This is a genomic window from Bdellovibrio sp. ArHS, from assembly GCF_000786105.1.
Taxonomy (GTDB): domain Bacteria; phylum Bdellovibrionota; class Bdellovibrionia; order Bdellovibrionales; family Bdellovibrionaceae; genus Bdellovibrio.
This window is the reverse complement of record NZ_JTEV01000015.1, coordinates 62,920-83,033: the sequence shown is the minus strand read 5'-3', so window position 1 is coordinate 83,033 and position 20,114 is coordinate 62,920. Positions and strand designations below refer to the sequence as shown.

The window sequence follows — 20,114 nt, the reverse complement described above, 5'->3', positions numbered from 1 at the left end:
AATGAACACCACCCTATTTGAAGTGAAATACAAAGGTGATTTTATCAATAACCGCTTCGTCCCGGTGACGAAAGGTGATGGAGAGTTTAAAGATATCAGTCCTTCCGATTTAAACGATCTTGTGATGACCGTGCCATTTAAGCACGACCACATTGATGAAGCTTGTGTGGCGGCAAAGAAAGCTTACCCGGCTTGGGCGATGCTTTCGATGAATGAAAGAAAAAGCTATTTAATGCGCCTGAAAGAATTGTTTGATGCGCATGCCGAACAAATGGCTCAGATTATCTCTCGCGATACGGGAAAACCTGCTTGGGAAGCGATGACAGAAGCGAAGGCTTTGGGTTCTAAAATCGATATTACTTTGAATCACTCATTGGCACTCATTGCCGAAGAAAGAATTCCGAACGCTCTTCCTCAGGTCGAAGGGGTGATCCGTTACCGTTCGCGTGGGGTCATGGCGGTTGTTGGTCCTTTTAACTTCCCGGCGCACTTGCCAAATGGTCACATAGTTCCTGCGCTTATTGCCGGGAATACGGTTGTCTTTAAGCCTTCTGAGCAAACTCCGGCAGTGGGCCAGTTTATGGCCGAGATGTTTGAAAAGGCGCAGTTCCCGCCAGGTGTTTTCAATCTGGTGCAAGGTGATGGAGCTTCTGGAGGACGTTTAGTCGCGAATGAGCACGTCGACGGCATTCTTTTCACGGGCTCTTATGAGGTCGGTTTAAAAATTAAACAGGAAACCCTGACGCATTACTGGAAAATTTTAGCTCTTGAAATGGGCGGCAAAAATGCGACCGTAGTTTGGGAAGATGCGGATCTTGATAAAGCGGTTTATGAAAGCTTGGTTGGAGCCTACATGACGGCCGGTCAGCGTTGTTCTTGTACCAGCCGCATCGTTCTTCATCCCAAAATCGCCGAGGAGTTTACCGAAAGATTCTATCAAGCGGCAAAAAAGCTGACGATCGGACACTGGAAAGAAAATACTTTCATGGGCCCTTTGATCAACGCCGCCGCGGTGGAAAAGTATGTGCGTTTCCAAGAGATTGCCAATCGCGAAAATGCGGAAAGCCTGATGCGTGGCAAGCTTTTGGATTTGAAGCATAAGGGTTATTACGTGACTCCAAGTATTCATTTAGTGAAGAAGTTTGACGCTAACAGTGTTTATCAAAAAAGCGAAATTTTCGGACCGAACGTCGCGATTTATCAGACCGACGACTGGAATCATGCCATGGAAATCGTGAACTCTATCGGCTACGGCCTGGTGATGGCGCTATTTACGAAAGACAAGGCTCTTTATGAAGACGCTTTGTTTAAGGCGCGAGTCGGATTGTTGAACTGGAATCGCACCACAAATGGGGCGAGTTCGCGTTTGCCATTCGGTGGTTTTGGCAAGTCGGGGAACGACAGACCTTCAGCGCACTTCGCAATTCAATACTGCACGATGCCGGTAGCCAGTCTTGAGGACCCTACGGCGTTTGATCCGACAAAAGTTTTGCCGGGTATGAATTTGGATATGAGATAATGAAAAAAACAATTCTGGTTTTCAGTTTGGCGATGGTGGCTTTGATGATCGCCCTCGGTGGCGGTCTGGCCTATGTCAGCTATGATTTTTTGAATACGCCCCCAAGCACGACACCTTCAGATGTTGTCTACGAGGTCAGTCAGGGCTCGGGCTTTAATACAATTGCTAACGATCTGGAAAGAAAGGGCATTGTTCGCAATGGATTATTCTTTTCAATCTATGCGCGTTTCAAAGGAGATCGCTCAAAATTGAAGGTCGGCGAGTATCTTCTGCGCACGAATATGCGACCCGCAGAAGTTTTGGCGACGATCACTTCCGGCAAAAGCATCGCTCGCAGCTTCACCGTCAGTGAAGGACTGAGCACTTACGAAATTGCCGATCTTTATGAAAAGCAGGGTTTCGGCACAGCCGCCGAATTCATGGCTTTAATTCGCGATCCTGCTTTTGTAAAAAGTCTTTTAAGCGAAAGCCAGGAAAGTTTGGAAGGTTATCTTTTTCCAGAGACCTATATGCTGACAAAGTACACGGACGCCCGTGCACTTATCACCAACATGGTCAAAAGATTCCTTTATGTATATGAAGAGGTTTTGCCGTTAGCGACAACGATGGGTTGGAAGCGCCATCAAGTCGTGACCTTAGCAAGTATCATCGAAAAAGAGACGGGGGCACCTGAAGAACGCCCGTTGATTTCCTCGGTGTTCCACAATCGCTTGTTGAAAAAGATGCGTTTGCAGACGGACCCAACGGTGATTTATGGCAAAGCCGAGCGCACAGGTAAAATCGAAATTAACATCACGCGAGCTGATCTGACCACGCCGACGCGATATAATACTTATGTGATTTATGGATTGCCCCCGGGGCCAATTGCCAACCCAGGCCGAGAGGCCTTGTTGGCGGCGGTGAGGCCTGAAACTAGCGACTATCTTTTCTTCGTGAGCCAGAATGATGGCACACATGTATTTTCTTCCGATTATAAGGGGCACTCTGCGGCCGTTCAAAAATTTCAATTAGACCGAAAAGCTCGCGAAGGAAAATCTTGGAGAGATTTGAAAAAACGAGAGCTGAATCCGGCCAAAAACTAATCTTAGTTTTAAAGAATGACTCATCCGTAATAGAACATCGCCTTACGCAGTTTGACCAGTCTGCGTAGGGACTGTATCTCTTGAGCATGTCAGATAATGCAAATCACGGCCCGCTGGAATTAGAAGTGCGCCGTATTGACCTTCTCTACAAGCAGAATATTGCCGGAATGCTGGCGATATTCTTTAATACGATTGCTTTCACCGCCGTTGCGTGGAGAACCGTGCCGACGGCATTTCTCATCACTTGGTTTTTCATTCTGAATATCTCGGCCATCGTACGATTTTTAGCTTATTATCGTTGGCTGCGCGTGCGCAACTCCATTCGTAGTTTCGAAGAGACACGCCTTTGGTGGTACTTCATGTACACGTCGCTCTTTATCTCAGGCTGTGGCTGGGGTTCCATCGGCTTGATTTCTCATACGGGATCTTTGCAGCAGCAGGTTCTGACGGCTCTTCTGATTTCATGTATGGTCGCGGGTGCCTTGGTCACTTATGTCTCTTCTCGTTTGGCCATGGCCTGTGTGATTGTGCCCTCGATGGTTTTATGGGGGATCGGAACATTTATTTCCGGTACGGATTTTTCGACGCTCATGGGTTTTTTAATCATTCTTTATTCGGGCCTTTTGGTGCTCATCGGGAAGAACCTGAATCTCGCTGTGATGAAATCGCTTTCTGCGGACGTTCTTCGCAAAGAGCGTGATTTGCACGAAGCGGCGAATCGGGCGAAATCTGTTTTTCTGGCCAACGCAAGTCACGAGATCCGCACGCCCATTTCTGCGATTTTAGGATTTTCTGAAGCGCTATTACGCAGCGGAACCTTAAGCGATCAGAATTTTCGCGATGTCGAGGCGATACATCGACAAGGCAACTACATGGTGTCTTTGGTTAATGATCTTCTTGATCTATCGAAAATCGAAACCAATCGTCTTTATATTCAAAAAGCTCCGATGTCGCCGATGGCGGAAATAGATGAATCGCTTTCTGTAATACGGCCGGCCGCGGATGAAAAACGTATCGATGTTCGCGTGAAATACTTAAGCTTGATTCCCGAGTCTGTTATGGCCGACTCGGTTCGCTTCCGACAGGTGCTTATCAACCTGCTGACTAATGCGGTGAAGTTTACGGCGCAGGGCTCAGTGCAAATTCTGGTTTTGTACTCTACAGACGTTAATCAAAAGGGGACACTCAGCATCACCGTCTCAGATACGGGTTTGGGCATGGATCGTCTGACACAGCAGAATCTATTTCAGCCGTTCGTGCGCGGTGAACATCCGGACGTGCAGCGGGTGCAGGGGTCCGGCCTTGGCTTGGCATTGTCTTTAAGCCTTATGAAAATGATGGGTGGCGATCTTCGTCTGATTTCTTCCATACTAGGACACGGGACTTCTTTTGAGATGCTGTTGCATTTAGAAGATGCGGGGCAACTACGCCTAGTAAAGCCGGATTCGTCTCGTATGGTCTTTCAAGAAAAGATAAAGGTGGCAAAAGAAGTTGAATTTCTGAAAGGTCGGCGCGTTCTTGTTGTGGACGACTCGGTGGATCTACGTGCTTTGATGAAAAGGTTCTTAAGTCGCTCCGGGGCGGAAGTGGAGACGGCTGAAAATGGCGCTCAAGCCGTTGAGTATGCGTTGAATAAGGCCTTCGACGTGATCCTGATGGATATTAAGATGCCTGTCATGGATGGATATCGCGCGACATCCTTATTGCGTGAAAAAGGCTACCGTCACCCCATTGTGGCGTTGACCGCGCAAGCCAGTGTTGACGGGCAACAAAAGTCATTTGAACTGGGCTTTGATGGATATTTAAGTAAACCCGTCGACATGAATCTTCTCACCGAAATTTTGCGCCGGTCAGAAATCATCAATTGATTATTTTGTTTCGAAACCTTCAGGCGCCGTCACGCGGTCAAATGACTTTGTATTAGGATTGTAGCGGAAGATATTCAGTCTCGGCACCATTTGATCGTCATAAGTGGGCGCGACGATCTCTAAGCTTCCATCCTTGTCGACATCGGTCAAAGCCAGATTTGTTGCATTTCCTTTATAAAGAAAATAACCGTCGCGAGCTTCGAACAGGGGAAGTTTCGCGATAAGAGTTAACTCGCCCCCATCCCCCTGCGAAAAGACTTCAACACTTAAAGAGTTTTTACTCTGAATCTTCAGAACGGTAACGCGTGGGCCATCGGGTGAAAGCGAACCGCTGACTTTAGCAAGGATGTTGCGCTCGGAAGAAACAAAAGCTTCTTTTACTTTTCCGCGCAACGAAGGGACCACAGCCACAGTCACCAAAACCATCGCGACCAGGGCCAAAACGGCCATCATGACCAGTTCTTTCTTTTTGAATGTCGTATCAGAGGAAGTCATCTTTAAAGTCTGCCACAAAAGTCATTGAATGAAGAAGCAGAAAAGGCATAAGATTCTACTGCTTTCCAGCCTTTGACCGAGGAGTTAATGTGGCACAGTTGATTGTTTCTAAATTTGGCGGAACTTCAATGGGAGACGCGGAGTGCATGCTTCGTAGTGCGGAAGTCAGCTTTCGCCAAGGATCTAGTCTTATCGCGGTTTCCGCGACCTCTGGTACTACCAATGATTTGATATCTCTAGGTAAGAATGCGGAATCCCAGGGCTGGGAAGAGGCAGAAAAGATCATTTCAAAAATTCAGGAAAAACACATCAAAATCGCCAAAGATCTGAAGATCTCTGAAGCTTCTCAAAAGAAGCTGGAAACGCTTTTTGAGGAAATGAATTCCATTGCCAAAGGGGTGCATCTGTTGCGTGACTGCTCGGTAAAAGCGATGGATACCCTGATGAGCTTAGGCGAAAGAATGTCGTCAGTCCTTTTTGCTGAGGCGATGTCTCAGGTCCTAAAAAAACACGTGTCTACGAAAACGGCCGAACTTTTTGATGTTCGTCAGGTTCTGCGTACCGATGACTCTTTTGGTAAGGCAAAACCATTGACGTCAGAGATCGCGGCGCTTTGCCAAAAACACCTGGGATTCTTGCGACAGGGTGAAAAAGTCGTCGTGACCCAGGGTTATATCGGCATGACCGAAGAGGGCATGACGACCACGTTGGGACGCGGAGGCAGTGACTATTCGGCGGCTATTTTAGCCGAAGGTGTCTCAGCGGATGTTTTGGAAATTTGGACCGACGTAGCGGGTATTGCAACAACGGATCCACGTATCTGTCCAAAGGCGAAGCCTATCAGCGAGATTTCCTTTAAGGAAGCTTCCGAGCTAGCAACTTTCGGCGCAAAAGTTTTGCATCCGGCAACTCTTTTGCCGGCAATTCGTAAAAATATTCCGGTTTTTGTAGGCTCAAGCTTTGACTCTCAGGCGCGTGGCACTTGGGTTCGCAAAGATGTGAAAGATCTGCCATTAATTCGGGCGATGGCCTTAAGAAAAAAGCAAATTCTTGTGACCTTGTCGACGCCGGAAATGTTGCATGCCCACGGCTTCTTGTTTCAGATTTTTAAAATTTTTAATGACCACAAAGTCAGTATTGACGCTATTACCACGTCTGAAATTTCAGTCAGTGTGACGTTGGATGACTCAACTCTTCTGAATAAAAAGTTGATCGCGGATCTGGCGCAGATTGCGGATGTGCAGGTCGAAGAAAATCTGACGTTGGTATCTTTGATCGGCAACAACATCAACCACACCCCGGGCTTGGGTAAAATTATTTTCGATGCGATTTCTGATATCAATGTGCGCATGATTTGTCTGGGTGCCAGCAAACACAACTTCTGCTTCTTGGTAAACGAAGAACAAAGCACAGATGCGATTCGCCGCTTGCACGAAACTTTTATTGAAGCCGGAACGGAAGAGATGGCCTAATGGAAAAAGCAGAATTTTACCAACTGATCGAGTCTCGCAAATCAATTCGTAAATTTAAAGCCCAGTCCGTGCCCAAAGAAATCATCGAAAAGGTTTTGTTGGCAGGTATGCATGCGCCGTCGGGAAAGAATCGTCAAAACTGGCGGTTTTTCGTTGTGACTGGCAAAAAACGCGATGAATATCTGGCGTATTCACAAAAATCCTGGTTGGGAATCAAAGACATTCTTTCTCAACGATTGAAGCCTTCTTTGTATCAGTTTACAGAAAGATTTTTTTATACTTTAGGCGATGCGCCGGTCATTATCTTCGCCTACTCTCACAACGACGCTGAAGAACGCTACCATACAAGCATCGGCTCTGTGTATATGGCTGTGGAAAACATGAATCTAGCCTGTCTGGTGGAAGGCTTAGGTTCCTGCACTATGGGTGCTCCGCTAGAAATCAAAGAAGATGTGGATAAATTTTTAGGTGTGGATAAACTTCCGGAATACCAGCGAGGCGAGCTAGAACTTCTTTGTGCGATGGTGTGTGGTTATCCCGATCATAATCCACCGAAAGCCCCGCGCCAGATGGAAGGCCGAGTGACTTGGCTTGAGTAGGAAATTCGATTTTTCATCTCACCTCACCATTCCTTAAGTGAATGAAAGGGCCTCTTTAGAGGCTTTTTCTTTTTGCACTCTTGCTGTCAGATCCAATACGTTCGTTATGAACTTCTAAACCCATGAAATAAGGTCATTTTTTAAAAACTCCAGTACCTTTTTCATTACGATTTTGCTATATCCGTCGACCTATGAATCCAGTTCAAGCTCTTAAGACGAACCCTTTTGTCCTTGCCCCTATGGCGGGCATCACGGATCACGCCTTCCGCACATTCATGAAAAAACTTGATACCAGTGTCGTTGTTACGGAATTGGTGAGTGCCAACGGGATCGAATACAAGTCAGAGCGAACGATGGATCTGATGAGTTTTGATGAATCACAAAGACCTATTGGCATCCAACTTTTCGGTGAGGAGCCTGAGGTCATCGCTCGCGCGGCACAGGTTGCGGAAGCCGAAGGGTGCGATTTTGTCGACTTGAACTTTGGTTGTCCTGTTCCCAAGGTGGTTAAAAAAGGCGCTGGCTCTGCCATGCTCAAAGATCCGGTCCAACTTCAGAAGGTTTTGGCGGCAGTTAAATCCGCAATTAAAATTCCACTGACAATCAAAATTCGCACGGGCTGGGACGCGAACACTCGGAATGCTATTGAAGTTTGCAATATCGCCTATAACGAAGGCGTCGAATGGGTGGCCATTCATGGTCGAACTCGCGCACAGGGCTATTCGGGTCTGGCGGACTGGGATTTCATCACAGAAGTTAAAAATCAGGCAAAGCTTCCCATTTTAGGAAATGGAGACATCCTCACACCTCGTCAGGCTAACTTAAGACTAGAGCAGTCGGGCTGTGACGGCGTTATGATTGGTCGTGGATGCCTTAAAAATCCGTTTATTTTCATGGATGCGCTTTCAATGTGGCGCGGAGAACCGGCTAAGAACGTCAAACGTGACTTTGTAAGTTTATTTCAGGGTCTAGAACGTGAGATTGTGGCGCATTGTGATGCACACATCACGGGGATTCAATTGAGAAAGTTTGCAGCTTGGTTCTCAACAGGTTATCCTGGGGCCGCACAGTTCAGAAAGAATCTTTTCCAATCCAAAAGCAACGAAGAGATCATGACCTTGGCAAACGAGTTCTTCGCGGGTATCGGCGAGACCGAACAAGAAGATCAAAGCCAAGACGAGTTCCTCATGGGGGGACACGGGTAGCCGTGAGCCTGACAAAAAACTGGCGTGCGAATTTATAAATTTAGATTTAGTGTTTTGAAGTTTTAAGACAGAAACGAAGGGTGAATATGGTTCAAGATCCAAAGAAAATTAGAAATATCGCAATCATCGCACACGTCGACCACGGAAAGACGACGCTTGTTGACCACTTGATTAAACAAGCAGGTACTTTCCGTGAAAACGAACACGTTGAAGAACGTTTGATGGACTCCATGGATCTTGAAAGAGAACGTGGTATCACGATCGCGGCAAAAAATGCTTCGTTCATGTACAAAGACATCAAAGTGAATATCGTAGATACACCGGGACATAGTGACTTCGGTGGTGAGGTTGAGCGTATCTTGAACATGGTGGATGGTTGTATCCTTCTTTGCGATGCTTCTGAAGGTCCACTTCCGCAAACTCGTTTCGTATTAAAAAAAGCTCTTGAGGGCGGCAAAAAAGTTATCGTTTGTATTAACAAAATTGACCGTGCCGATGCTCGTATTCAGGAAGTTCATAACGAACTTTTCGATTTGTTCATCGATCTTGATGCAACAGAAGAGCAATGTGACTTCCACACTGTTTACGCGATCGCGCGTGAAGGTATGGCGACTCTGGATCCAAAAGTGAACACAGGCTCTTTGGAAGTTCTTTACGATGCTATCGTGAATCTAGTTCCGCCGCCAAAAATTGAAGAAAACGCACCGCTTCAGGTGATGGTTTCCAACATTTCTTACAATGATTACGTAGGTCGTTTGGCGATTGGCCGTATGCGAGCTGGCACGATCAAAGTGGGCGATGAAGTTCTTTGTGTTCAGGCGAATGCGCAAAAGAAAGTGAAAGTTTCCGCTCTATTCCAGTACAAGGTGAACTCGCAAGTTCCAGCGCAAGAGGTTGGCGCAGGTGACATCGTCGTTATCGCCGGGATGGAAGATTTCACGATCGGTGACACCATCACTTCTGCTTTAGATCCTCGTCCTCTTGAGCGTATTCGCGTGGAAGAGCCGACAGTAGGTATGGTGTTCTCGGTGAACAACGGACCTTTTGCAGGTTTGGATGGAAAGAACGTAACATCTCGTAAAATTCTTGAGCGTCTTGAAAGAGAGCTTTTGTACAACGTGGCGATTCGCGTGGAAAAAACAGACAGCACGGACGCATTCAAAGTTGTCGGTCGTGGTGAATTGCAATTGGGCGTTTTGATCGAACAAATGCGCCGTGAAAATTTCGAACTTCTGGTTTCTAAACCGACCGTTGTCTTTAAGGAAGAAAACGGTAAGAAGTTAGAGCCAATGGAAATCGCGGTCATCGATATCGAAGACAGCTTCGTCGGTGCGGTTACGGAAAAACTTGGTAAACGTAAAGGTGTGATGACGAACATGGTTCAAAAAGGATCAGGTCGTACGCGTCTTGAGTTCCGCATTCCTTCACGCGGTTTGATCGGTTACCGTTCTGACTTCTTGACTGACACTCGTGGTACGGGTCTTTTGAATACTCAATTTGACGGTTGGGATGACTACCGTGGTGAAATCGAACACCGTATGAACGGCGCAATGATTTCTGACCGCAAAGGCCAGGCAACGGCTTACGCGATCTGGAATCTTCAAGAACGCGGTATCATGATGGTTGAGCACGGTGACGATGTGTACGAAGGCATGATCGTTGGCGAGCACGCCAAAGAGAATGATCTAGAAGTAAACATCACTCGCGAGAAAAAATTGACGAACGTACGTGCTTCAGGTTCTGATGAAGCTATCCGTCTAGTTCCAGTTAAGAAAATGACTTTGGAAAGAGCGATGGAATGGATTAAAGATTCAGAGTTGATTGAGGTCACTCCGAAGAATATCCGTCTTCGTTTGAAAGAACTAGACCCACACAAACGTGCAAGAGCAGCGAAGGAATAATGAGTACGAACGTCGCCATTGAAATCAAAGATTTAACCAAAAAATACGACGATAAAGTCGCTGTCGATGGAATAAATCTAGAGATTTACAAAGGCGAATGTTTTGGTCTCTTAGGTCCCAACGGGGCGGGCAAATCGACAACCATGAAAATGATGTATTGCTCGGCCCTCGTTACCAGCGGGGAGCTTTACGTCCTCGGTCTTAATGTCAAAAAGAACTATCGCGAAATTAAAAATCGCATTGGGGTCGTCCCGCAAGAGGACGGCCTTGATCCCGACTTCACCGTTCTTGAAAATCTTCTTGTCTACGCCAGTTATCATAAAATTCCCAAAGCAGAGGCGGAGCTTCGTTCTCAGGCTTTATTGAGACTTATGAAGTTGGAAGAATATCAGGACCGCTCTGTCGAGACTTTAAGTGGCGGCATGAAAAGACGCTTGGCCATCGCTCGTGGTCTGATCAATTCTCCTGAAGTCATTTTTTTGGATGAACCTACGACGGGTTTAGACCCTCAGGCGCGTATCTGGATTTGGGATTTCTTTAAGCATCTTAAGTCAGAAAAAAGCACTTTGATTTTAACGACGCATTATATGGAAGAAGCAGAGCAGATGTGTGACCGCGTCGCTATCATCGATAACGGCCGCATTCTGACAGTGGGAAAACCACGGGATCTGATAAACGAACTTATTGGTAAAGAAGTTGTCGAGTTCGACACCAACCCCGTCGATTTGAACTATTACCTTGGGCGATTGCGAGCAGAGGGTTTTGCGTATCAGGTCATCAAAGACACGGTCTCTGTGCTGGTCAAAGAAAATCAAGAGGGTCGACGTGTTGTTGACCTTATCGCTAGTGACAAAATCTATATTCGTAAGCCCACCTTAAATGACGTATTCTTGAAACTTGCTGGTCATCAGTTGAGGGACGAGTAATGAAGTTCAAAGAATACTTTACTATGCCCAAAGTGAACAGTGGCGCATTTCAGGTGTGGTCTCGAAACTTTCTTTATTTCAAGAAGACCTGGTTGGTGTCGTTATTCTGGATTGTTCTTGAGCCCGTGATTTATCTGGGAGCAATGGGTTTCGGTCTGGGCGCCTTTGTGAACAACATGGGCGGTATGTCGTACATCGAATTTTTCTTTCCTGCACTTTTAGCCACCACGGCTATGATGGTCGCATTTTTCGAAGGCACTTACGCCAACTACTCTAAACTGACACATCAAAAAACTTACGCAACGATCATGCTTACGCGCGTGGGACCTGAAGAAATTGTGGCCGGTGAACTTCTTTGGGCGGCAACTAAAGGTTTTTTAGGCGTGATGGGTGTCACCATCGTCGCTATGTTTTTCGGTTTGATTGATACGTATCGAATTATCTTTGTCTTGCCTGTGTTATTTCTGCTGTCGGGATTATTTTCTTGTATCGGTATGATTCTGACTTCTTGGGCAAGAAACTATGACTCTTTTATTTATTCTACATCGGGCTTGATTGTGCCCATGAGCCTGCTTAGCGGGACGTACTTTCCCTTAGAGCAATTGCCAACGGCTCTTCGCTATATCGCCTATCTGTTTCCGCTGACACATGCGGTGGCGGCCGTGCGTACGATTTTGCATCAGGGATTCAACGTCTGGGTTCTTGTACATATTCTGATCCTGCTTTTAGCCACTTGGATCTGTATGAACATTTCTTTTGTTCGTATTAGAAAGAAATTACTAAAATAATCTTATTCGATCGAAGTGACTTTAATGCCGTGTTTTTTAAGAAGCTCGGCAAATACGCCGTCGCCTTCTACAAGCTTTCCCGAAAAAGAGCCATCGTAGATCTTGCCAGCCCCGCACATAGGGGATTTTGATTTAAGTAAGGCTTCCGTGGCGCCGCATAGTTGCACGAGTCTTAAGGCTTCTAAGGCACCTTGTGCATATTGAGCACTGACGTCAGCACCCGTATCTGTCAGAACCTGAGTACCCACTCTTTCTGCCGGTGGCCGAGGCGTGGAAAGACCACCAAGCTGTTCGGGACACACGGGAATGGCCTCGCCATTTTTAACCATCTCTTCAATGGCAGGCCGACTTTGCGCCTTGCAGTCATAACGACAATGAACACCAGAAAGGCAGGCGGACACTACTTTCATTGTACAACTTCCTCTTCAAGTTCAGCATTTTCTAGGTCCTGCAATGTCGGAACTTCATCCGTGGCGGCGTTGAGTTCTTCCGGCGGAGGCTCGGGTTGGAAAAAGTAAGATAATTGATAAGTAGCCGCATCGTATTCTTCTTGGGTAATACGATGGTATTGGAACATGTTTTCGATGATCGTCGTAAGACGACGACGTGCAAATGAAGTCAGTTCTTTTCGATAATAGGATTGAGAGTATTTTACGGGGTTAGGCAAAACCATAGCCAGGAAAGCGCTTTCAACAATGTTCAATTCCGCCGGCGTTTTTTTGAAGTAGTATTTAGCGGCGGCTTTCACGCCATAAATATTTTTTCCGAACTCAACGATATTTAAATATCTTTCTAGAATCTCTTTTTTGCTTAAAGTGCTTTCAATACGATCCGTGATCAAAGCCTCAAGGCCTTTGCGAATGAAGGTGCGATCTTTGGAAAGAAACATGTTCTTGGCAAGTTGTTGAGTGATCGTCGACCCACCTCGTTTGAAAACGCCGGCTTCCCAGCCTTCTCTTGCGTTTTTTTCGATGGCAACCCAATCGAAACCCTTGTGATTATAGAAATCAGAATCTTCCGTCAGAATAATGGCTTTTTGCAGGTACGGAGAAATTTGCCGCAAAGGAACGTAGTTCTTTGCCGTGGGACACAGGTCGACCTGATACATTTTCGTCACCATGCACCCGCGAATATCTTCGGGCTTTGGCAGCCAGTTCCAGAGGAAGCTCGCGGCTCCGGCCATGATTGTTAATGCTCCCAGAAGAAAAAAGAATGCGCTTTTCATCGGAACCTTACTTCACCAATCCCTGATCCTTCATCCACTGCACACTATTGTGAATGGCTTCACGCGCTGGGCGTGGTTTAAAGCCCAATTCTTTTTGGGCCTTTGACGAATCAAACCAATGATACATTGTCGCTGTGTAGGCGTTTTCCCGACTTAAAGGCCCTTTAAGGCCCAGCTTTTCCATGGCATCACCAAGTGCACCGACGGCATGTAAAACGGAATCAGGCATTTGATAAGGCGGAGGCTTCACGCCGGCTTCAACAGCGATCATCGCAAAAAGATCTTTAATAAGAATGTTTTCACCGGAAAGGATGTAACGTTCGCCATTGCGACCGTTTTTCCATGCACTTAAGATTCCTTGCACGACATCTTCGACCGCCACGACATTCACGCCGCCAGAAGTGTAAAACTTCAGCTTTCCTTGCGCGACTTTCAATTGCATTTTGCGACTGCCTTTTTTAGCATCGCCAGCACCATAGATAGTGGAAGGGTTCAGCATAACGGCATTGATCTCGCCTTTGTCGCAAGCCCTTTTGACGATCTTTTCTGCCTCATGTTTAGTTTCGAAGTATCCTAGATTCAAATCCGAGATATTATAAGGCGAATCTTCATTTAAAATATCTTGCTGAGTATAGCCGGCGCCAATGGCTACCACAGACGACAGATAAACCAGACGACGTACTTTGTGTTCTCGACAAACAGAAACCACGTTGGCGGTGCCTTCAACATTCACTTTATCCATCAGATGACGTTGAGATTTTTTATAGGCGATAACGCCGGCAAGATGAAAGACGGTGTCAACGCCCTTAAAGGCTTCCAGTAAAGAATGAACGTCGGTTACATCTCCGTGAACGTATTTGCACTGAACGCCTGACAGTTCAGAAAGATCGCTTTTAGGGCGTACCAGGGCGTAGACATTATGCCCTTCATTGACCAAGGCCCGAGTCACCCAGCTTCCAAGGAATCCATTAGCGCCTGTTACGAGAATCTTCATGATGGAACTGCTTTCTTTTCATCCATTTTGGCAAGAATCTTCTGACATAAAAATGCAAACAGTATCCCAAAGGCCATTCCTAACAGGGCCCCGCCAAGCACATCTGTTGGGAAGTGAACGCCGTTGTAGATACGACTGTAACCAATAACCAAGGCCAAAGCGAAAGTAGGTACGGCCGCCGCCGGAAAGATCAGACCTGTAAAGGCGGCAAAGCAGAACATATTTGTCGAATGATTCGACACAAAACTATACCCACCGTAGGGTGCGCGAACAATGACATGCAGTCCGGGTGTGTCACCGGGGCGGGGTCTTTGCACGGTTTTTTTAAAGGCCTTATTGCCAACAACGTCAGAGAGTCCGATGGCCGCGACACAAAGGAAAAATATAACGAGCCCTTTTTTGAGTCCCCGTCGCCATATAAAAAGGCCCAGAACAAGAGGTACCAGAACTGTTTTAAAGAAAGATGTTTTGTGCAGGTCCGTGATGAACGGAAAAAAATGATCTGCCCAAGAAGCAGTCCACTGAGAATTAATGAGCACCAAAAGGCTTTTATCGAGGCTTAAAAGAAAATCCAGCATCATGACGACTCTACCTTAGTTTTTCACCCGCAGAAAGTCTAGGTCTTCAACGGGTCCAAGTGTCAGCGTTAAAGTCGTATGGCACTATTTTGTCTATGGATAAAGCAACATGGTTAGGCCTCTTGGTGGGCTTCGGTGGGATATTGCTCGGAAACGTACTTGAAGGTGGGCATACCAGTTCGTTAATGCAACTGACAGCCTTTGTTATAGTGCTTGCGGGAACAATGGGCGCCGTTATGGTCTCTAGTTCCGAGAAGGACTTAAAAACAGGTTTAGGGCTTGCCAAGAAAGCTTTTAGCAACGAGGACAGCCAAGCAAAAAAACGGATTCAAGAAATCGTCGATTGTGCTCGCTTTGCAAAAAAAGAATCGCTTTTGGGTTTAGAGCCGCGGTTAAACAGAATTGAAGACCCCCTCTTTAGAAATATCCTTCGCAACGTCGTCGATGGTGTAGAAGTAGAAAACATCCGCGATATCTTTGAAACGCAAATTCAGACGGAGGAAGAAGAGCTCTTAGCTGGTGCAAAGATTTGGACCGACGCGGGCGGTTTTGCGCCGACTATCGGGATTATCGGGGCGGTTCTTGGACTTATACATGTCATGGGAAACCTGACAGATACAAGTAAGTTAGGGACGGGTATCGCCGTCGCCTTCGTGGCGACTGTCTATGGCGTGAGTTCCGCGAATCTGCTTTTCTTACCGCTGGGGAATAAGTTAAAGCGCAAAGTCCTTGCGGTGTCTCGCGAAAAACAAATGATTCTTGAAGGTGGTCTTTTGATTGCGAAGGGAATGAATCCGGTCGTTCTGGAGCAGAAGCTGTACGCCTTTTTAGATTCAGAAGCGATGGGTTCCAAACAGAATGGCTAAAAAACTCAAGAGACATGAAGAGCATGAAAATCACGAGAGATGGCTGGTCTCTTATGCGGATTTCATTACGCTGCTTTTTGCCTTCTTCGTCGTTATGTATGCGACGTCTAATGAAGATGCGGAAAAACAAAAGCAGTTCGAAGACTCTATCAAGCTTGAGTTACGATTAACAGGCCGTGGCGGCTCGGACAGTTCCGGAGACGCTTTAGATAACGCGATTGCAGAGCTTGTGATGCCATTAGGTCAATTCCCGAAAAAGGGTGGCCCTGGCGAGATTGAAGACTATGTAGTTCGGGCTTTGGGAAAATCCATGGAACCGCAGCAGAAGAAAGAGGCGATCCAAGATATTTACCACGATGCCGTCGGGGTGCGTATTGCTTTGGCCGCCTCCACTTTCTTTCCGTCTGGTTCCGCAAAACTGAAGGTGTCGTCCTTAAGTTCTTTGGATAAAGTGGCAGATGTTTTAAAGTCAAACCAAAGGCGCATAATCGTCGAAGGTCATACGGATGACACTCCCATTCAAGAGCCTCTTTTTCCCAGCAACTGGGAACTCGCTGGCGGAAGAGCTTCGGCCGTTGTTCGTTACTTTGTAAAGTATCATCAGCTAGATCCAAAAAGATTTATTTCCATTTCTTACGGTGATCAAAAGCCGATTGTTCCCAATGATACCGAAGAACACCGATCTATGAATCGGCGAATTGAAATCTTCATTGTTACGGACGATAAAAAAGTCGAGATTTAAAAAATAAAAAAGCCGAAGCTTGCGGCCTCGGCTTTTTGCGATTCGATTTACAATTTTGGATTACACACACTCTTTCAATTTTTTTACGATCTCAATTGCTTTTGCGCGGTCCACTTTTTTCACGTCCATGATAGCTTGGACAAAGTTGTCTTCATTCTTTTTTGAAGAAGCGGAGTTATTAAGCACATCGTATCTTTCGATGATCTGTGTATAAGAATCTCTTTCTGCTTTTGAGAAGTCCGTAAGCATTTTAGTAGGAATATCAATTTCCATTCTATCTAAAGCTTTGGAAGCAACTTCCATTTCTTCTTTGGTCAAAGTGGATTCTCTTTCAAGCTTTCTCATCCAGCTATTTGCGATCACTTTTGCAGAAGCATCGGCCGAATCTCGAAGTGATTTGCCTTCGACAGCATCTGTTTTGGCGACTTCAACACTCATCCTTTTTGCCGCAACGATTGTCATCATGGATTCAATGCGTCCTGGGCTGTCAGATAAGGACTTGGCAATATCCGGCATGTGGCTGGGAAGTTCGACGGCTTTGGCAATAGCCTCATGCGCTTCTTTGCTTTTTTGAATTTTCGCGGCAGAGCCACCTTTGCCGTATGCGAATTCTCTAATTTGTTTGGTATATTCAACCAGCATTTCGCGAGACGCCTTTATGGGTGCTGCCATCGCAAAAGAAGACGTCAAAACGATAAGTCCAGATACGAGTGCCTTTTTCATACATTCTCCCTAATTTTGTAAATCGATACACTGAGATACATAGCAAAAGACTTACCAGGGCAGACTTGCTTCAATGCGTATTAAATGGATTTTGGGTGTCAGAGAAATAACGGTGGGCAAATTTTGTTAGCCGGATCTCAAACTGAGACATTCGGGTAAATCGTCGGGATCACAAGAGAAACTCGGAAAATAAAACAGGGATAAGAAAAGCTCTTATCCCTGGTGTCTGAAAATTGAGGTGGGAATATTTAGTGCTTACCCGGCATCGAGATACCTCTCATCGCATCAAGGCGTGCCTGAATTTCGTTATTAAACCGCTGTTGTTCGATATTCAGTTTCTTTAGATTCCTGATTTTGCTCCAGCTTACGGCGTTGGCCATAGAGCCATACATCATTACTTCCGTCGCCAGTCCCTGAAGCTGCTCAAGCGCGGTGACCGCGACGTCACGTTGCTGTTTATTCAATTGCACTGAAGCCGAGCTTGGGTCCGCATCGCCGACACCAAGGACTTCAGAAAGCTTTTTGAGAGCACCTTGGATATTCTGCAGCTGTTCTTCAAGCTCATAATTCTCTAGATCTGACTCGACAACCTCGCGGCCTTCCATTGTTGTGACTTTAATACGTTTCATCATTCCGTTCAGAACAGCGAACTGGTTTTCGACTTCTTGCAAAGCCGGAATGTTCAGGTCTGTTTCAAGGATGTGCGCAATATCCACATTAAATTCAGCGGCGGGCTGCAATAAGTCGCCCAGGATAGAAAGGTAAACTCGTTCCTCCTGGAAGGCTGAATTCATAGCTCCGTTATAGACAGGTCCGCCCTCGACGTAGCGATTGCGAGTTTTAGAATCAAAATAGATTTTCAATGTCTTCATCGGGTTCGTTACCAAAGGACGACCGTTAAAGAATTTGCGGCCTGGATAGTAAACGGCCTTCACCATTTTGGCGACAATCTCGTCGTAGCTTTTGCCGTATTCTTCAAAAGCTTTTTGTACCTGCGCCTCCGTTCGGGTTTTCCACCAGTTCTGGAAGGCGGGTTCGTCTGCCGTACCTATGACAGTAGGACGCGTTTCGCTAATAAGATAGTCGATGGCGCCAGCGTATTTCTTTTTATTCGACGTTTGAATCGGAAACTTATAAATATTTTTGGCAACAAGCGGGGCCATGCCGACGTTGTTACAGACATTCAACTGATCGGCCGAGTTTCCGATCTGAGGCGGCAAAAAGACCGAAGGAAAACCACGTGAATTTTTTACGGATCTTCCGCCATTTTCCAAGTCAGGACCGCAGATCATTTGCATGACCAAATAGTCAGTGACCTTCGGAGTCATGAATAGTCCAACTTGACGATAGTATTTCGCGTCTTTCACAGTTTCTTCGTTCATAGGGGCATTCGCGTAGGATTCGACCCAGCCGCGTCCAGGCTCCATCATGGGATTGGGTCTGCCAAAAGCATCATAGATCTTTCTTAGAGTGTCTTTATAGTTCATGGATCCAGAGATATTTTGCATTGCAAGTCCCAGCTCCTCATACAGTTCAGAAAGACCAAGACCAATAGCTTCTCTTTCGCCTGAGCGAATCTTTGTAAGGATGGCCGTAATTTTTTTGATCTCATGTGGATACAGATACTTGGCGTCTTCGCTTTTCAATAGGTTTTCTGCGTTCTCAAGACCTTCATTGATAGTCTTTAATTGCATTCCTTCTAAGACCTGCGGCTTTAGATAGTAAGTGTCTTTCATGTCGTCGGTCAGGCCTTTAGCGACCACACCATTATACGGGTAGGTCATGGTTAGAAACTTATTGGAAGCGTTCTCGTCACGGGCTTTGCGAACTTCGGCGACGAAAGCATCATAGAATGAGTAACTTGTATTAAACATCGAGGTCATTTGATGAAGGGCTTCTGACCAACTTTGATGGGCCTCATAGACTTCAGACATATTCATCATACGCCAGTCCGTCATTTTCTTTCGGAATTCTTTTAAATCGGCCTGCAGGTCTTTGCTGTCGGCAGACCAACGGCTCTTCTTCATAAGATTCATTTTTTCATTCAGACTGTCGTTGACGTCATAGAATTCCGCGCCATCATACATGTTTTTCCAGGTCGAGACGACAATACGGTTCAGCCACATATCAATGGCGACGAACGCCGTGATTTGCAGTCCTTTGACCAGCAAAAGACGAATGCCTTTAAGTTGCATTGTGCCCGGAACCAACCAAAGAGCGATGTCAACGCCAGTGATGCGAAGAACTGTTTTTGTGATAACTGACTGAGCCACGCCGGCAAGGCCAGAAGAAATCAACATTGAGACGATGCCGGGTGCGAACTCCCAAAGCTTCTTTTTCAAAACAAGATATTCATAAGCCTTTGAACAAGGATCTGCATCAATACCGTTTGCCTGATCTTTTTCGGTGATCGTCTTACCCATCATCACTTTGGCACAGGCCATGACATTAGGATCTGACGCCACCTGAGACAGGTAAGTTTGCAGGAATGCACCCACCGTCATACCCAGATACGGAATCATATGGTGGAACTTCGGATTCTTCATATACATCGAAAGAACATTGGCCGTGACGCCTTGGGAATACATGAAAGTGAAAAAGCCAAAGACTCCGATGGGTGACAACGAGTGATCAATATGTTGTTTCATCGCGATGGGATTTTGGGAATAGTTCGTGATAAGTTGTCCGGCAACGACAGCGCCCATGGCGACAAAAAAGATGGCTGATTCCGCTGGAAGATTTCTGACCGAATGCGACCAAGATGCCTTAGAGGCGTGTTTTACACGGACCATTTCTTCCATAAGCATGTGGTTAAGTGACTTTGGCGAGAACTTACGAAGTTCACCTTCTTCTGCAAAAGGAACTTCCATGGCCAATTTATTGGTGTGCTTGTCGTAAACCAAGGCCTTCTTTTCCTTGGGATCTAAGGTCAGACGATATCCGAGTGGTTCAAGATAATCGCGATAATGGGCAAGCTGAGCTTTGTCCTTTTCCGTCCACTCAGGGGCAGCCGAGGCGATAACAGGCGAAAAAACCATATTAAATGTGGCGATCGCGACAAGAGTTTTTTGGAACCATTTCATGGCTGCTCCTTAAAGACAGTTGTGTCTCACACTGAATGGAAGCAAGCT

At 46.2% G+C, this 20,114-nt stretch carries 18 protein-coding genes; 11 read left to right on the top strand and 7 right to left on the bottom strand.

Annotated features, from left to right (window positions below):
* Position 1 precedes the first annotated feature (1 nt).
* From OM95_RS08425 to OM95_RS08415, 3 genes are all read left to right on the top strand, one after another.
* Entirely contained in the window at positions 2-1,519 is a 1,518-nt protein-coding gene (locus OM95_RS08425; RefSeq protein WP_041872548.1) for a succinylglutamate-semialdehyde dehydrogenase, read from the top strand.
* Entirely contained in the window at positions 1,519-2,601 is a 1,083-nt protein-coding gene (mltG, locus tag OM95_RS08420) for an endolytic transglycosylase MltG (RefSeq protein ID WP_041872546.1), read from the top strand. The genes OM95_RS08425 and mltG overlap by 1 nt, the downstream gene beginning before the upstream one ends.
* An 86-nt stretch (positions 2,602-2,687) precedes the next feature.
* On the top strand, positions 2,688-4,469 hold the full coding sequence (locus OM95_RS08415) for a response regulator (protein WP_041872544.1): 1,782 nt from the start codon (positions 2,688-2,690) through the stop codon (positions 4,467-4,469).
* Here the strand turns inward: OM95_RS08415 and OM95_RS08410 are convergent, their stop codons facing one another.
* A complete protein-coding gene (locus OM95_RS08410) occupies positions 4,470-4,964 on the bottom strand; it encodes a hypothetical protein (protein ID WP_041872543.1) in 495 nt (164 codons plus the stop codon).
* An 89-nt stretch (positions 4,965-5,053) separates the two neighbouring features.
* Here OM95_RS08410 and lysC point away from each other — a divergent pair, with 89 nt between their 5' ends.
* From lysC to OM95_RS08380, 6 genes are all read left to right on the top strand, one after another.
* Positions 5,054-6,436 (top strand): lysine-sensitive aspartokinase 3, encoded by a 1,383-nt coding sequence (lysC, locus tag OM95_RS08405; protein WP_041872542.1) that lies wholly within the window; start codon positions 5,054-5,056, stop codon positions 6,434-6,436.
* Positions 6,436-7,035: a nitroreductase family protein gene (locus tag OM95_RS08400; RefSeq protein WP_041872539.1), complete on the top strand. Its 600-nt coding sequence runs from the start codon at positions 6,436-6,438 to the stop codon at positions 7,033-7,035. The genes lysC and OM95_RS08400 overlap by 1 nt, the downstream gene beginning before the upstream one ends.
* Positions 7,036-7,226: 191 nt before the next feature.
* Entirely contained in the window at positions 7,227-8,240 is a 1,014-nt protein-coding gene (gene dusB / locus OM95_RS08395; RefSeq protein ID WP_041872537.1) for a tRNA dihydrouridine synthase DusB, read from the top strand.
* Between the two features lie 86 nt (positions 8,241-8,326).
* Entirely contained in the window at positions 8,327-10,141 is a 1,815-nt protein-coding gene (gene typA / locus OM95_RS08390; protein ID WP_041872535.1) for a translational GTPase TypA, read from the top strand.
* Entirely contained in the window at positions 10,141-11,067 is a 927-nt protein-coding gene (locus OM95_RS08385) for an ABC transporter ATP-binding protein (RefSeq protein WP_041872532.1), read from the top strand. The genes typA and OM95_RS08385 overlap by 1 nt, the downstream gene beginning before the upstream one ends.
* Positions 11,067-11,855 carry an ABC transporter permease gene (locus tag OM95_RS08380; protein WP_041872530.1) on the top strand — a complete coding sequence of 263 codons (789 nt, stop codon included), beginning with the start codon at positions 11,067-11,069 and terminating at the stop codon, positions 11,853-11,855. The genes OM95_RS08385 and OM95_RS08380 overlap by 1 nt, the downstream gene beginning before the upstream one ends.
* 2 nt (positions 11,856-11,857) lie before the next feature.
* On the opposite strand, the gene OM95_RS08375 is transcribed toward OM95_RS08380, so the two are convergent.
* Genes OM95_RS08375 through OM95_RS08360 form a run of 4 tightly spaced genes read right to left on the bottom strand, consistent with a single transcriptional unit; the run spans position 11,858 to position 14,655 of the window.
* Positions 11,858-12,265, bottom strand: coding sequence for a DUF523 domain-containing protein (locus OM95_RS08375; RefSeq protein WP_041872528.1), 408 nt, complete (start codon positions 12,263-12,265; stop codon positions 11,858-11,860).
* Positions 12,262-13,080 carry a monofunctional biosynthetic peptidoglycan transglycosylase gene (gene mtgA, locus OM95_RS08370; protein ID WP_041872526.1) on the bottom strand — a complete coding sequence of 273 codons (819 nt, stop codon included), beginning with the start codon at positions 13,078-13,080 and terminating at the stop codon, positions 12,262-12,264. Before mtgA ends, OM95_RS08375 begins: the two co-directional genes overlap by 4 nt.
* A 7-nt stretch (positions 13,081-13,087) precedes the next feature.
* On the bottom strand, positions 13,088-14,074 hold the full coding sequence (locus OM95_RS08365; RefSeq protein ID WP_291515901.1) for an SDR family oxidoreductase: 987 nt from the start codon (positions 14,072-14,074) through the stop codon (positions 13,088-13,090).
* Complete coding sequence (locus OM95_RS08360; protein ID WP_291515899.1) at positions 14,071-14,655, bottom strand: phosphatase PAP2 family protein; 585 nt, start codon at positions 14,653-14,655, stop codon at positions 14,071-14,073. Before OM95_RS08360 ends, OM95_RS08365 begins: the two co-directional genes overlap by 4 nt.
* Positions 14,656-14,747: 92 nt before the next feature.
* Here OM95_RS08360 and OM95_RS08355 point away from each other — a divergent pair, with 92 nt between their 5' ends.
* Both OM95_RS08355 and OM95_RS08350 read left to right on the top strand, forming a co-directional pair.
* On the top strand, positions 14,748-15,518 hold the full coding sequence (locus tag OM95_RS08355) for a flagellar motor protein (RefSeq protein ID WP_291515897.1): 771 nt from the start codon (positions 14,748-14,750) through the stop codon (positions 15,516-15,518).
* Positions 15,511-16,260 (top strand): OmpA family protein, encoded by a 750-nt coding sequence (locus tag OM95_RS08350; RefSeq protein WP_041872519.1) that lies wholly within the window; start codon positions 15,511-15,513, stop codon positions 16,258-16,260. Before OM95_RS08355 ends, OM95_RS08350 begins: the two co-directional genes overlap by 8 nt.
* Before the next feature lie 60 nt (positions 16,261-16,320).
* Here OM95_RS08350 and OM95_RS08345 read toward each other — a convergent pair whose 3' ends face one another.
* On the bottom strand, positions 16,321-16,983 hold the full coding sequence (locus tag OM95_RS08345; RefSeq protein ID WP_041872515.1) for a hypothetical protein: 663 nt from the start codon (positions 16,981-16,983) through the stop codon (positions 16,321-16,323).
* Positions 16,984-17,231: 248 nt separating this feature from the next.
* Positions 17,232-20,066: a hypothetical protein gene (locus tag OM95_RS08340; protein WP_041872512.1), complete on the bottom strand. Its 2,835-nt coding sequence runs from the start codon at positions 20,064-20,066 to the stop codon at positions 17,232-17,234.
* Positions 20,067-20,114: the final 48 nt, after the last annotated feature.